This is a genomic window from Streptomyces sp. NPDC003027 (assembly GCF_053591435.1).
The window spans coordinates 100,308-113,833 of the sequence record NZ_JBSFTU010000013.1; the positions used below are offsets into that span (position 1 = coordinate 100,308).

The following is a 13,526-nucleotide window of genomic DNA, read 5'->3' on the forward strand; positions in this document are numbered from 1 at the left end:
ACAGCTCCCGGAGGCAGCAGGCCGCCGGGAGCTGTCCTATCCGCACACCCGAGGGGACAGAGTCGATGACGGCCGAGCTGGTCCGGGGGCAGAACCACCCCCTGCCCGACACCCGACTGGAGATCAGGGTGTCGGCCGGCCATCCGGTCGTCGCCGGTGCCACCCTCTGCGACGAGCGGGGCAGGATGGGCGGGGCCGAGTGGATCGCCCACCCCGGCTCGCCCTCGCTGCCCGGCGTGGAGGTCTCGCAGCAGGCCGCCGCCGAGCACCGCCTCGCCCTCGACCTCGAAGCGCTTCCGGCCGGCGTGCACCTGGTCTCGGTCCTCCTGGCGCTGCCCGTCGGCGTCGGCGGCCCGGCCCGCTTCGGCGCCGTCGCGGCGCCCTTCGTCGCGGTGACCGGCCTCGACGGCACCGAGATCGCCAGCTACACGATCACCGGCCTCGACCGTGAGTCCGCCGTCGTCGCCCTGGAGCTGTACCGCCGACAGGGCGCCTGGAAGGTCCGCGCCATGGGCCAGGGGTACGAAGGCGGCCTCGCGGCCATGCTCGGCGACCAGGGCATGGAGCGCCCCGCCGAACTCGCCGCCTCGATCCTGGACGCGGTCGCCCGGGGCCTGGCCCGATCGGTCTCCGCCCCGCCCCCGCGCGTCCCGGAGACGGAGCGCGTCCGGCACACGGCCCCGGTCGCCGCCGACCACCAGGACGCACCCCCGCCCCCCATCGGCGACGGGCCCGTCGACTACGCGCACCCCCGCCGTCAGGCGCCTCCGAAGCCCGCACCGGAGCCGGGGCCCGCGCTCCCGCCCACCGGGTACCCCGTTCCCGTCGCCGGCGACGCCTCCGGCTGGTCCATGGAGGAGCGGCTCTACAACCAGGTGTGGGGCATGTTCGAGGACCTGGCCCGCACCACCGCCGCGTACCGCAGCGCCTGCGACTTCGCCGAGTCCCGTCTCGACCAGGAGCTCGACCGCGCCCTGTCCGACCCGCGGAGCCGGATCGGCGGCGCCGGGGACGCCGCCCGCGAGGCGGCTCGCGCCAAGCACGACGAGCTCACCGCCCGCGCCCAGGAGGCCCTGGACCGGGACCTCGCCCAGCTGGCCGCCGAGGCCCAGGTCGTCGAGCCCGCGCTGCCCGCCGCCTTCGCCCGCTGGGACAACCCCGTCTGGCACGCCTACCGCGTCCCGATGGAGGCTCCGTCGGCCGTCCGCCTCGGCGACCTGCATCTCCCCGAGCGCCCCGACCTGCGCATCCCCATGCTCGTCCGGCTCCCCCTGGAGCGGGGCCTGTGGGTGGACAGCGGGCGCGGCCGCTCCGAGACCGCGGGCCTCCTCGACGCGGCCGAGCTGCGCCGCCTCGCCATGGACGCCGCCGTCGCCCATGCCGCCCGGCTGCTCGCCGTGTACCCGTCCGGCGAGTTCGCCGTCCATGTCATCGACCCGGCGGGCTCAGGCTCCGCTTCCCTCGCGCCGCTCGTCGAGGCGGGGGTCCTCGCCGGACCGCCGGCCGCCGGACCCGCCGGGGTCGACGCCGTCCTCGCGCAGCTCACCGAGCGGGTCGACCTGCTCCAGATGGCGGTCAGGGCCGACGCCGCCGACGCGCTGCCGCCCGGCATGGACACCGCCGAGCGGTTGCTGATCGTCCACGACTTCCCGCACGGCTTCGACGACCGGGCGGTCACCCGGCTCCGCTATCTCGCGGACGAGGGCCCGGCGGTCGGAGTCCATCTGCTGATGGTCGCCGACCGCGAGGACGCCTCGGCCTACGGCCCCGTCCTCGACCCGCTGTGGCGCTCGCTGCTGCGGCTCACCCCCGTGGTGGACGACCACCTCGCCGACCCCTGGGTCGGCCATGCCTGGACGTACGAGCCGCCCCGGCTTCCGCCCGGCGGCGACGTGCTGCGCCAGGTCCTGAGGCAGGTCGCCGACGCCCGTCGGCAATGGGGCTGACCTGCCTGTTTGAGGCTTCTTTATCCTTCGCTTTACCTTCTCTTGGTTCTTCGGGTAATCTTCTCGGCGCGGAGGGGAGTACTCCCCTGGTGCGGCGTTCCCGTCAATACGGACAGATCGTGAGCGGTCTGATCCCGGGGCGTCGGCCCGGTCGCCCCCAAGGGGCCCGGGTGGAAGAGACCTCCGGCAGCGACGACGCTGATCAGTAGCCGTACGACGCCGGAGGCGCAGTGGACGTTTCAATGAGCCTGTGGGTGCTGACCATTCTCGGTCTGACCGCCCTCATCGCTATCGACTTCTTCATCGGGCGCAAGCCCCACGACGTATCGATCAAGGAAGCCGGGACCTGGACGGTCGTCTGGATCGTCCTCGCCGTGCTCTTCGGCCTGGGGCTGCTGTTCTTCGGCAACAGCCAGGCGTCCGGAGAGTTCTTCGCCGGCTTCATCACCGAGAAGTCGCTCAGTGTCGACAACCTCTTCGTCTTCGTCCTGATCATGGCGAAGTTCTCGGTGCCCTCCCACCTCCAGCAGCGCGTGCTGCTCATCGGTGTGCTGATCGCCCTCGTCCTGCGCGCGATCTTCATCGCCGCCGGCGCCGCGATCATCGCCAGCTTCTCCTGGGTGTTCTACATCTTCGGCGCGTTCCTGATCTACACCGCCTGGAAGCTCATCCAGGAGGCGCGCTCCCACGACGAGGAGGACGAGTTCGAGGAGAACCGTCTCCTCAAGTCCATCGAGAAGAAGTTCGGCGTCGCCGACAAGTACCACGGCACGAAGCTCTTCCTGAAGGTGAACGGCAAGCGGGTGCTGACCCCGCTGATGGTCGTCATGCTGGCCATCGGCACCACCGACGTGCTCTTCGCCCTCGACTCGATCCCGGCGATCTTCGGCCTCACCCAGGACCCGTACATCGTCTTCACCGCCAACGCCTTCGCCCTGATGGGTCTGCGGCAGCTGTACTTCCTCATCGGCGGCCTGCTGAAGAAGCTGGTCCACCTCAGCTACGGCCTGTCGGTGATCCTCGGCTTCATCGGCGTGAAGCTGGTGCTGCACGCACTGCACGAGTCCGGGGTGCACGTCCCCGAGATCTCCATCCCGTTCTCGCTCACCGTCATCTGCGGCGTTCTGATCATCACGACGATCACCAGCCTGATCGCCTCCAAGAAGCAGGCGGAGCGCGAGGCGGCCGAGGCCGCGGCGTCCACGAAGTCGGTGGATTCCGGCGAGACCGAGAAGGACAGCGTCGGGGCCTGACCGCCCCGTTCGGACACAGCGCACCGCGGCCGGTGCGGGCGGCACACCACCGCCCGCACCGGCCGCGGCGCGTTCCGGGACCCGTCCCGACCGGCTAGAGCCCCTCTGGGACCCGCGCCTTCTCCGGAGCCATGGTCCGGGCCGGAAGCGTCTCCGGAAGCAGGGCGAAGCACCCCAGGCTCACCAGCGCCACCACCGTCAGGTAGGCCGCCACGCCCCAGGGCGCGCCCGTGCCGCCGGCCGAGACGGCCGTCGCGACGATCGGCGTCAGGGCTCCGCCCAGCACGCCGGCGAGGTTGTAGCCGACCGCCGCGCCCGTGCACCGCACCCGAGGCTCGTACAGCTCCGGAAGGTACGCGGCGACCACCGCGAACATCGTGATGAACGCCAGCAGGGCGCCCGTGAACCCGAGGAACATCGGCACCGGCCGGGCGGTGTGCAGCAGCCCCACCATGGGGAACATCCAGACCGCGGAGGCGGCGCAGCCCACCAGGCACAGCGGCCGTCGGCCGTAGCGGTCGCCGAGCAGCGCGACGAACGGCGTCACCACGCCGCTGATCGCCACCGCCCCCATGACGCAGACCAGCATCACGGTCCGGTCGACCCCGAGCCGCTCGGTGCCGTAGGCGAGGGCCCACGTGGAGACGGTGTAGAAGACGGCGTACCCGACCGCGAGCGCACCCGCCGTCAGCAGCACCAGACGCCAGTGGCCGCGTGCCACCTCCGCCAGGGGCGCGTTCGCCCGTCGGCCCGACGCGGCCAGCTCCTGGAACTGAGGGGTCTCCGCCAGCGACGAGCGCAGCAGCAGGCCGCCCGCGGCGAGCAGCCCGGCCGCCCAGAACGGCACCCGCCAGCCCCATTCCCGGAACTGCGCGTCGCTCAGCCCGGCCGAGAGCGCCAGCATCACACCGTTGGCCAGCAGAAAGCCCACCGGCGGGCCGATCTGCGGAAAGCTCGCCCACAGCGCGCGCCGCCGCTCCGGGGCGTGCTCGGCCGTCAGCAGCACCGCCCCGCCCCACTCGCCGCCCAGGCCCAGTCCCTGCAGAAAGCGCAGGACGAGCAGGAGGACGGGAGCGGTGATGCCGAGGGTCGCGTACGAGGGGACACAGCCGACCGCGACCGTGGCGCAGCCGGTCAGCACCAGCGACGCGAACATGACCGGGCGCCGCCCGTAGCGGTCGCCGATGTGGCCGAAGAGCGCGGAGCCGAGCGGGCGGGCGACGAAGCCCACGGCGAAGGTGCCGAAGGCGGCCAGCGTCCCGGCGAGGGGGGAGAAGGTCGGGAAGAACAGCGGGCCGAGGACGAGCGCGGCGGCCGTTCCGTAGACGAAGAAGTCGAAGAACTCGATGGCCGTGCCGACGAGCGAGGCGGCGGCGAGCCGCGCCATGGACGGGGCGGACGGCGGCCGTGGAGGGGGTGGGGAGTGACTGTCGTGCATGCCGCGCCAACTACGCGGCGCGCGAGTGGGTTACGGGTGTGCGGAAGCGCGCGGCCCGATGCCGCGCGCCTCACCTCCGGCGGCCCCGCGCAGCCGCTACCAGCCGCGCTCGCGCCACTCGGCGAGGTGCGGCCGCTCGTCGCCGAGGGTGGTGTCCCTGCCGTGGCCGGGGTAGACCCAGGTCTCGTCCGGCAGTACGGCGAAGAGCTTGGTCTCGACGTCCCGGAGGAGGCCGGCGAAGGCCTCCGGGTCGTCCCAGGTGTTGCCTACGCCGCCCGGGAAGAGGCAGTCGCCGGTGAACACGTGCGGGTGGCCGTGCGGGTCGTCGTAGACCAGGGCGATCGAGCCGGGGGTGTGCCCGACCAGATGGCGGGCGGTCAGCTCGACCCGGCCGACCCGGATCGTGTCGCCGTCCTCGACCCGCACGTCGGTCGGGACCGGGATCCCGTCGGCGTCGTACGCCCCGGCGTACGTCCGGGCGCCGGTCGCGGCGACCACCTCGGCCAGCGCCTGCCAGTGGTCGCCGTGCTGGTGGGTGGTGACGACGGAGGCGATGCCGTCGTCACCGATCAGCGTCAGCAGCGTACGGGCGTCGTCGGCCGCGTCGATCAGCAGCTGCTCGCCGGTGGCCCGGCAGCGCAGCAGATAGGCGTTGTTGTCCATCGGGCCGACCGCGACCTTGGAGATCATCAGGTCCGACAGCTCATGTACGTCCGCCGGTCCGCCGACCTTCACCACTCCGCTGTACGTCATGGGCTCAGACTATCGCCGGGCACCGACACCGGGGGTCACAACGGCGGGAGCTGCGGAAGCGGGCCGCCCTCCACCTTGAGGGCGGAGCCGTCGCGGCGGCCGGCGAGCCAGCCGAGTACCTCGGGCGCGGGGCCCGAGACGGCGACCGGGCCGCCCTCCGCGCCGCCGCCCGTCGTCCACACCTGACCCCCCTCGGCCCGAATGCCGGTCGACGGCACGTCCTTGTGGCCCGCGAACCGCTCCGCCAGGAAGTCGATCTCCCGCAGGACGAAGTCCTCGGGCAGGTCCTCCAGCTCGTAGCCGACCCCGAGGTCGACATGGTGCAGGGCGACCTCCACCCAGCGGCGGAAGGGGACCCGCGCCGCGCGGTCGGTGACACCGTTGCGGAGCTCCACGACCCGGTCCCAGTCGGCGGGCTCGCGTCCCACGGCGTCGAAGCGCTCGGCGGTCGCCCGGACGTCGTCGAGCTGGACGTCGAGGGGCCGGCCGGCGTCGCGCTCGATGTCGGCGTCGCGCGCCTCGGCGGAGGCGTACATGGGCCGGCCCTGGAGGACGTTCACCAGGGCGTCGGCGTTGCGGGCGAGGTGGGCGAGGAGATGGCCGCGGCTCCAGCCGGGGAGCCGTGACGGCTGGGTCACCGTCGCGTTGTCCCATGAGGCGGCAGCGTCGAGCAGCCGGTCGGTCGCTTCACGTACAGAGGCCAGGTCACGCACAGGATCGATCATGGCGCCGACCCTAGCGCCGCCACTCGTTCGGGTGAAGCGGGCGGGGAGAGGCTCGAAATCGAATGTGCGTGCTATAGGCTCGGTGGAAGCATCCGGCATCCTTGGTTGTTGGACATTCAGACACATCCAGGCATATCTGCGACCCGCACTCCTGTGCCTCCGCTCTCTCAAGAAAGGTGCGGACCGGCGTGGCCGACCGTCTCATCGTTCGTGGCGCTCGCGAGCACAACCTCAAGAACGTCTCGCTCGACCTCCCGCGTGACTCCCTCATCGTCTTCACCGGGCTCTCCGGGTCGGGCAAGTCCTCCCTCGCCTTCGACACGATCTTCGCCGAGGGCCAGCGCCGGTACGTCGAGTCGCTCTCCTCGTACGCCCGGCAGTTCCTCGGCCAGATGGACAAGCCGGACGTCGACTTCATCGAGGGCCTCTCGCCCGCCGTCTCCATCGACCAGAAGTCGACCTCGCGCAACCCGCGCTCCACGGTCGGCACCATCACGGAGGTCTACGACTACCTCCGCCTGCTCTTCGCGCGCATCGGCAAGCCGCACTGTCCCGAGTGCCGCCGGCCGATCTCCCGGCAGTCGCCGCAGGCCATCGTCGACAAGGTCCTGGAGCTGCCCGAGGGCAGCCGCTTCCAGGTCCTCTCCCCGCTCGTGCGCGAGCGCAAGGGAGAGTTCGTCGACCTCTTCGCCGACCTCCAGACCAAGGGCTACAGCCGGGCGCGGGTCGACGGCGTGACCGTGCAGCTCAGCGAACCGCCGACGCTGAAGAAGCAGGAGAAGCACACCATCGAGGTGGTCGTCGACCGCCTCACCGTCAAGGACAGCGCCAAGCGCCGGCTCACCGACTCGGTCGAGACCGCGCTCGGGCTCTCCGGCGGCATGGTCGTGCTCGACTTCGTCGACCTCGCCGAGGACGACCCCGAGCGCGAGCGGATGTTCTCGGAGCACCTGTACTGCCCGTACGACGACCTGTCCTTCGAGGAGCTGGAGCCTCGCTCCTTCTCCTTCAACTCGCCCTTCGGAGCCTGCCCGGACTGCACCGGCATCGGCACCCGCATGGAGGTCGACCCGGAGCTGATCGTCCCGGACGAAGATCGGTCCCTCGACGAGGGCGCGATCCACCCCTGGTCGCACGGCCACACCAAGGAGTACTTCGGCCGGCTCATCGGCGGGCTCGCCCAGGCGCTCGGCTTCCGCACGGACATCCCGTACGCCGGGCTGCCCGCGCGCGCCAAGAAGGCCCTGATGTACGGCCACAAGACCCAGGTCGAGGTCCGCTACCGCAACCGGTACGGGCGCGAGCGGGCGTACACCACCCCCGCCTTCGAGGGGGCCGTCTCCTTCGTCAAGCGGCGCCACAGCGAGGCCGAGAGCGACTCCAGCCGGGAGCGCTTCGAGGGCTACATGCGCGAGGTGCCCTGCCCCACCTGCGAGGGCACCCGCCTCAAGCCGATCGTCCTCGCGGTCACGGTCATGGAGCGGTCCATCGCCGAGGTCTCCTCGATGTCGATCAGCGAGTGCGCCGAGTTCCTCGGCCGCCTCAGGCTGAACGCCCGCGACAAGAAGATCGCCGAGCGCGTCCTGAAGGAGGTCAACGAACGGCTGCGGTTCCTCGTCGACGTCGGCCTCGACTACCTCTCCCTCAACCGCGCGGCCGGCACGCTCTCCGGCGGCGAGGCCCAGCGCATCCGGCTGGCCACGCAGATCGGCTCCGGCCTGGTCGGTGTGCTGTACGTCCTGGACGAGCCGTCCATCGGGCTGCACCAGCGCGACAACCACCGGCTGATCGAGACCCTGGTCCGGCTGCGCGACATGGGCAACACCCTCATCGTCGTCGAGCACGACGAGGACACCATCAAGGTCGCCGACTGGGTCGTCGACATCGGCCCCGGCGCCGGCGAGCACGGCGGCAAGGTGGTCCACTCCGGCTCCCTGGCCGAGCTGCTCGCCAACGAGGAGTCCATCACCGGCCAGTACCTGTCGGGCCGCAGGGCCATCGCCACGCCGGACATCCGCCGCCCCGTGGACCCCTCGCGCCGCCTCACGGTGCACGGCGCCCGCGAGAACAACCTCCGGGACATCGACGTCTCCTTCCCGCTGGGTGTGCTCACGGCCGTCACCGGAGTCTCCGGCTCCGGCAAGTCGACGCTGGTCAACGACATCCTCTACACCCACCTGGCGCGCGAGCTGAACGGCGCCAAGTCGGTGCCCGGGCGGCACACGCGCGTGGAGGGCGACGACCTCGTCGACAAGGTCGTCCATGTCGACCAGTCGCCGATCGGCCGCACCCCGCGCTCCAACCCCGCGACGTACACCGGCGTCTTCGACCATGTCCGCAGGCTGTTCGCCGAGACGATGGAGGCGAAGGTCCGCGGCTATCTGCCTGGCCGGTTCTCCTTCAACGTCAAGGGCGGCCGCTGCGAGAACTGCTCCGGCGACGGCACCATCAAGATCGAGATGAACTTCCTCCCGGACGTGTACGTCCCGTGCGAGGTCTGCCACGGCGCCCGGTACAACCGGGAGACCCTGGAGGTCCACTACAAGGGCAAGTCCATCGCCGAGGTGCTGGACATGCCGATCGAGGAGGCCCTGGACTTCTTCGAGGCCGTCCCGACGATCGCCCGTCATCTGCGCACGCTCAACGAGGTCGGGCTCGGATACGTCCGCCTCGGCCAGTCCGCGCCGACGCTGTCGGGCGGTGAGGCACAGCGCGTCAAGCTCGCCTCCGAGCTGCAGAAGCGCTCGACGGGCCGCACGGTCTACGTCCTGGACGAGCCGACCACGGGTCTGCACTTCGAGGACATCTCGAAGCTGATCAAGGTCCTGTCCAATCTGGTCGACAAGGGCAACTCCGTGATCGTCATCGAGCACAACCTCGATGTCATCAAGACCGCGGACTGGGTCGTCGACATGGGCCCGGAGGGCGGCAGCGGCGGCGGTCTGGTGATCGCCGAGGGCACGCCCGAGGAGGTGGCGTCGGTCCCGGCGAGCCACACCGGCAAGTTCCTCCGCGAGATCCTTGGCGCGGACCGGATCAGCGACGCCACCATCCCGGCGGCGCGCGGCGCGTCCAAGGCCGCGAAGAAGGCGGCGACGAAGACCCCGGCGAAGAAGGCGGCGGCCAAGAAGACGGTGGCTCGCGCGCGCAAGGCGTGACGGCGACGGGGGGCAGGAGCGCCTGCGGCGGGCTTGCCCCCACCCCACCCCGCCCCCCGGACCGGGGCTCCACCCCGGACGGGCTGGGGCTGCGGGCGCTTCCCCCGCCGGACGGTTGCGGCTTCCGGTGGGTCGACGGGGCGGCGTCAGGCGGTCAGTTCGGCGGCGTACGGCGGCTCCGCGCCCACGCGGGTGCACGTGACCGCCGCCGCCCTCGCCGCGTACGTCAGAAGCTCCTTCCAGGCGCCGGAGTCCAGCGAGTCCACCGGGCGGTCGGCCAGGCCGTGCAGAAGCGCCGCGTTCACCGTGTCACCGGCGCCGATCGTGTCCGCGACCCGTACGCCGACAGCGGGCACCGACACCTCACCGGCGGCGCTGAACACCGTCAGGCCCGCGGCGCCCCGGGTCAGAACCACCGCCGAAGGGCCCCGCCGGAGCCACTCGGCCGGGGTGCCGCCCAGCCAGGACGCGTCCTCCTCCGAGAGCTTCAGGAGCGAGACGTACGGCAGCCAGCCCGCGAAGCGCTCCCGGTAGCCCGCCGCGTCGGGGATGAGACCGGGCCGGATGTTCGGGTCCAGGAGCGTGAAGGCTCCCCGCCCCGCCTCACGCCGCAGCAGCGCCTCGTAGGCGCTCGCGCCCGGCTCCAGGGCCAGGGAACACGTCCCGAAGGCCAGCGCGCGCACGCCCGCCGGAAGGCGCTCGGGAAGGGCGAAGAGACGGTCGGCCGTGCCCTCGACGTAGAAGCCGTACCGCGCCGAACCGTCCGGACCGACCGAGGCGACCGCCAGCGTCGTCGGCTCGGGCCCGCGCTGGACGAGCGCGTCCGAGACACCCGCCGCCCGCAGACCCTCCACCAGCGCCTCGCCGAAGGCGTCCGTGGAGACCCGCGAGCAGAAGGCCACGTCCGCCCCGAGCCGGCCCAGTGCCACGGCCGTGTTGTACGGGCCGCCGCCCGGCCTCGGCACCAGCGGGGCAAGTGGGGACGGCGGTACGGCGCCGGCCCCCTCCGGGACCAGGTCGATCAGGGACTCACCGGCGACGACGATCACGCCCGTGAACGTAACCCATGCCCGGCGGCCGGCACACCCCGCAGGGGCCTCGCGAAACCGCGCGGAACCGCGCCGGTATCGTCGGTTCGGTCACCTCATGCCCCGATCGCACCGTGGAGCCCTCATGCCCGGCCAGACCCCCCGCCGCACCGTACTGAAAGGCGCGGCCCTGGCCGGCGCCGCGGGGCTGGGTGTCGCCGCCTGCTCCACCGAGTCCAAGCTCGGCCACGCCCAGGTCCCCACGCCGACCGCCCCGGTCGACCTCGGCGCCCCCGAGGAGGTGCCGGTCGGCGGCGCCAAGCTCTACCGCGAGCAGCGGGTCCTGGTGAGCTGCCCGGCCGAGGGCCGCTACAAGGCGTTCAGCGCCCAGTGCACCCACGCCGGCTGCGTCCTCGACAAGATCGAGGACAACGAGGGCAACTGCCCCTGCCACGGCAGCCGCTTCGACGTGACCACCGGCAAGGCCCTCAAGGGTCCGGCCACCGTCCCGCTCCCCGAGGTCCCGGTCCGGGTCGAGAACGGCAAACTGATCGCGGGCCCCGAGGCGTGAACCCGGGCCCCGAGGCGTGAACCCGGGCTCCGAGGCGTGACCGGGGTCCCAGGGCCTCACCGCGTGCCCCCGCCCGGCCCCCGGGCCGTGGTACCCCCGGTGTCACGCCCAGTCCCAGTCGATCCCCAGAAGCCCCGGCCGTATCCCCTGCTCCACCAGATGCACCGTGCGGTGCCGCCCGCTCAGCGTGAGCTGCGAGCGGCCGCCGCGCGGCGCACCGGCCGAGGTCTGCGTGAAACGCCGGCAGCGCACGGGCAGCGCCGCCTCGTCGAACCGGACCTGCAACACGTACTGCCCGCCCGCGTAGGTGAACCCCCGGACGTACTCACCGCTCGCGCCGGCCGTCCCGTCCTCGAAGCCGTACCCGAACAGATACGTCTCGCCGGCCCGCAGCCGCGCGTCGAACAGCAGCTCCGCGACCAGCACCCCCGTCTCACGGTCCCAACGCACCCGGCCTGTACGGCAGTTCTCCGTCGCCCGCACCTCCACCCGGGACGGATCGCAGCCCGGATCCCCGTGGTGGATGGCCACATAGCGGTCCACCCCGTCCCGGTGGGCCCGCACCACCTGCTGAGAGTCGCGCCCCACCATCTCCCGCCCGGCACCGATCCGCACCCGCTCGTGATGGCCGACCGTGTGCAGCCCGCCGTCCACCGGTGACTCCAGACCGGCGATCAGCTCCTCCACCACGCCCGACACCTCCACCAGCGAGCGGTACGAACGGGCCGCCGGCCGCTCGACGTCACCGCGCGCGGCGGCGCCCTCGGCCAGCAGCCGGACGAGGGAGTTCCCCGGCAGCTGGAGCACCTCCTCCAGGGCGCGGACCGCCTTCATGGACTCGGGCCGCTGCGGCCGGCGAGCACCCTGCTGCCAGTAACTGAGGCTGGTCACCCCGACCTTGATCCCGCGGTGCGCGAGATGGTGCTGGACACGCTGGAGCGGAAGACCACGCACCGCGAGCGCCGTGCGCAGCGCCAGATGGAACGGTCCGGTGCGCAGCAACTGCGCCAGATCCGCCTCGGTGTGTCCCATGGGGACTCCTCAGTGAACGTTCACGACGGTGGGGCGGACCGCTGCTCCGCCGGTGGGGGGACCGCAGGTGACGCAGGGGCACCCGTTCACACTCGGGTCGCACCGTTCACAGCGTGCCGTCACCCCGCATTGAAGCGTGTTGACCCGCTCCCGACAACGTCCGATGCTCCTCACCAGCGTCCGGACGCGCTCCTCCGACTCCCCACATCCCCACACCCCCCGCCACGGGAGGAACGCGATGCGCAGAAGAAGGCTCTCCCTCGCGGCACTCGCCGCCGCCGCACTCTTCCTCATCCCCACCACCGCCTCCGCCGCACCCGCCCCCGACGACGCGTCGGCACTCGCGGCCAAGCGACTGAACATCACCATGCAGGCGCAGCAGAAGAGCAACTGGTGCTGGGCCGCAGGAGGCAACACCATCGCCACCTGGTTCGGGCGCAACTACTCGCAGAACCAGTTCTGCAACGCCGCCTTCAACCGCCAGCAGGGCTACGACTGCCCCAACAACCAGGCCACCCTCGGCAACGTGCAGACCGGACTGCGCTGGGCGGGCGTCAACCCCGGCTCGTACGTGAACGGCTGGCTGCGCTACTCCACCGTCCAGACGGAGATCAACGCCGACCGCCCGATCGAGACGCGGATCCAGTGGTCGAGCGGCGGCGGCCACATGCATGTGATCTACGGCTACGACGACGCCGACAGCTGGGTCTACTGGGGCGATCCCTGGCCCTCCAGCAACCGCTACAACTGGGCCTCGCACGCCTGGTACGTGGACAACAGCTCCTTCTCCTGGACCCACTCGCTGTACCGGATAGGGGCGTGACGACGATGAGCCGCATACGTGCCGTGAGCGCCGGTCTCCTGTCCGCCGCCGCCCTCGTCGCCCTCGGCGCGGACCCGGCCGCCGCCGCCGACGCGCCGCCCACGGCGGCCACACCCGAGAAGGCGGCCTCCGCGCCGGCGACCCTCGACACGCTCTCCCGGTTCTTCGCCCGCGACGGCGCCGTCGCCCGTACCGCCGCCCGCCCCCGCGTCGAGGGAGCCTCGGTGCCGGTACGGGTGCTGTCCCCGGAGTTCGTGGCCGGGAAGCCGGGCGCGCCGGTGGCACGGACGGAGTTCCACGCCAGCAAGGCGGTCTCCTCGGACGGACGAACGGCCTCGCTGTGGACCGTGCGCCGGGCGGGCGGCTGGCAGGTGGTGAACATCGCCACCGGTGACGACGAGATCCGCTACACCGCGCAGGGGGCGCGGGCACTGCCGGGCGGGACCGTCTTCCGCGAGCCGCAGATCGACGCCTGGTACGTCCACAAGGGCACGAAGGTGCTCCCACTGGACGAGGACGCGGTCCGCGCGATCGGGACGAACGGGACCAGCCTGGCCGCGTACCGCGAGCGGGTCGCCGAGGCGTACGGCGACAAGCTGCCCGGCTCCGGCTACGCCCGCAAGGGCGCGGCAGGCGGCTACGACACCCACGCCGCCCCCGCGCCCCAGGAACCCCTGGTCACGGCGGCCTCCGCCACCGCCGGGGCGGGCGCCGTACTGGTCCTGGGCCTCCTCGGAGCGGCGGCCCGTCGCCGTCGGCGGGCACCGGCGACAGCGCAGTCCGCCTCCTGACACCGACG

11 protein-coding genes are annotated in these 13,526 nt (G+C 72.2%); 6 read left to right on the plus strand and 5 right to left on the minus strand.

Annotation, left to right across the window (positions count from 1 at the left end; genetic code table 11):
* Nucleotides 1-65: 65 nt before the first annotated feature.
* Both ACWDX6_RS12625 and ACWDX6_RS12630 read left to right on the plus strand, forming a co-directional pair.
* Entirely contained in the window at nucleotides 66-1,946 is a 1,881-nt protein-coding gene (locus ACWDX6_RS12625; protein WP_451484918.1) for a TerD family protein, read from the plus strand.
* 242 nt (nucleotides 1,947-2,188) lie between these two features.
* Nucleotides 2,189-3,199: a TerC family protein gene (locus tag ACWDX6_RS12630; protein ID WP_451484919.1), complete on the plus strand. Its 1,011-nt coding sequence runs from the start codon at nucleotides 2,189-2,191 to the stop codon at nucleotides 3,197-3,199.
* A 94-nt stretch (nucleotides 3,200-3,293) separates the two neighbouring features.
* On the opposite strand, the gene ACWDX6_RS12635 is transcribed toward ACWDX6_RS12630, so the two are convergent.
* The 3 genes from ACWDX6_RS12635 to ACWDX6_RS12645 form a co-directional block, all read right to left on the minus strand.
* On the minus strand, nucleotides 3,294-4,586 hold the full coding sequence (locus ACWDX6_RS12635) for an MFS transporter (protein ID WP_451484920.1): 1,293 nt from the start codon (nucleotides 4,584-4,586) through the stop codon (nucleotides 3,294-3,296).
* Between the two features lie 147 nt (nucleotides 4,587-4,733).
* The gene (locus ACWDX6_RS12640; RefSeq protein WP_451484921.1) at nucleotides 4,734-5,390 is read right to left on the minus strand and encodes an MBL fold metallo-hydrolase; all 657 of its coding nucleotides are present in this window, start codon (nucleotides 5,388-5,390) and stop codon (nucleotides 4,734-4,736) included.
* 35 nt (nucleotides 5,391-5,425) lie between these two features.
* Complete coding sequence (locus ACWDX6_RS12645; protein WP_451484922.1) at nucleotides 5,426-6,115, minus strand: maleylpyruvate isomerase family mycothiol-dependent enzyme; 690 nt, start codon at nucleotides 6,113-6,115, stop codon at nucleotides 5,426-5,428.
* Nucleotides 6,116-6,303: 188 nt separating this feature from the next.
* Here ACWDX6_RS12645 and uvrA point away from each other — a divergent pair, with 188 nt between their 5' ends.
* Nucleotides 6,304-9,273 (plus strand): excinuclease ABC subunit UvrA, encoded by a 2,970-nt coding sequence (gene uvrA, locus ACWDX6_RS12650; protein WP_451484923.1) that lies wholly within the window; start codon nucleotides 6,304-6,306, stop codon nucleotides 9,271-9,273.
* Between the two features lie 146 nt (nucleotides 9,274-9,419).
* Here uvrA and ACWDX6_RS12655 read toward each other — a convergent pair whose 3' ends face one another.
* Nucleotides 9,420-10,322 (minus strand): carbohydrate kinase family protein, encoded by a 903-nt coding sequence (locus ACWDX6_RS12655; protein WP_451484924.1) that lies wholly within the window; start codon nucleotides 10,320-10,322, stop codon nucleotides 9,420-9,422.
* A gap of 124 nt (nucleotides 10,323-10,446) precedes the next feature.
* On the opposite strand from ACWDX6_RS12655, the gene ACWDX6_RS12660 reads away from it, so the two are divergent.
* On the plus strand, nucleotides 10,447-10,872 hold the full coding sequence (locus ACWDX6_RS12660; RefSeq protein ID WP_451484925.1) for a Rieske (2Fe-2S) protein: 426 nt from the start codon (nucleotides 10,447-10,449) through the stop codon (nucleotides 10,870-10,872).
* 102 nt (nucleotides 10,873-10,974) lie between these two features.
* Here the strand turns inward: ACWDX6_RS12660 and ACWDX6_RS12665 are convergent, their stop codons facing one another.
* On the minus strand, nucleotides 10,975-11,904 hold the full coding sequence (locus ACWDX6_RS12665) for a hypothetical protein (RefSeq protein ID WP_451484926.1): 930 nt from the start codon (nucleotides 11,902-11,904) through the stop codon (nucleotides 10,975-10,977).
* Between the two features lie 238 nt (nucleotides 11,905-12,142).
* On the opposite strand from ACWDX6_RS12665, the gene ACWDX6_RS12670 reads away from it, so the two are divergent.
* Both ACWDX6_RS12670 and ACWDX6_RS12675 read left to right on the plus strand, forming a co-directional pair.
* On the plus strand, nucleotides 12,143-12,727 hold the full coding sequence (locus ACWDX6_RS12670; protein WP_451484927.1) for a papain-like cysteine protease family protein: 585 nt from the start codon (nucleotides 12,143-12,145) through the stop codon (nucleotides 12,725-12,727).
* Nucleotides 12,724-13,518, plus strand: coding sequence for a hypothetical protein (locus ACWDX6_RS12675; RefSeq protein ID WP_451484928.1), 795 nt, complete (start codon nucleotides 12,724-12,726; stop codon nucleotides 13,516-13,518). The genes ACWDX6_RS12670 and ACWDX6_RS12675 overlap by 4 nt, the downstream gene beginning before the upstream one ends.
* Nucleotides 13,519-13,526: the final 8 nt, after the last annotated feature.

Bases quoted from the DNA above. Each gene is read 5' to 3' on its own strand.
- ACWDX6_RS12625 (WP_451484918.1), top strand. From the start codon at position 66: ATGACGGCCGAGCTGGTCCGGGGGCAGAACCACCCCCTGCCCGACACC.
- ACWDX6_RS12630 (WP_451484919.1), top strand. From the start codon at position 2,189: ATGAGCCTGTGGGTGCTGACCATTCTCGGTCTGACCGCCCTCATCGCT.
- ACWDX6_RS12635 (WP_451484920.1), bottom strand. From the start codon at position 4,586: ATGGCGCGGCTCGCCGCCGCCTCGCTCGTCGGCACGGCCATCGAGTTC.
- ACWDX6_RS12640 (WP_451484921.1), bottom strand. From the start codon at position 5,390: ATGACGTACAGCGGAGTGGTGAAGGTCGGCGGACCGGCGGACGTACAT.
- ACWDX6_RS12645 (WP_451484922.1), bottom strand. From the start codon at position 6,115: ATGATCGATCCTGTGCGTGACCTGGCCTCTGTACGTGAAGCGACCGAC.
- ACWDX6_RS12660 (WP_451484925.1), top strand. From the start codon at position 10,447: ATGCCCGGCCAGACCCCCCGCCGCACCGTACTGAAAGGCGCGGCCCTG.
- ACWDX6_RS12665 (WP_451484926.1), bottom strand. From the start codon at position 11,904: ATGGGACACACCGAGGCGGATCTGGCGCAGTTGCTGCGCACCGGACCG.
- ACWDX6_RS12670 (WP_451484927.1), top strand. From the start codon at position 12,143: ATGCGCAGAAGAAGGCTCTCCCTCGCGGCACTCGCCGCCGCCGCACTC.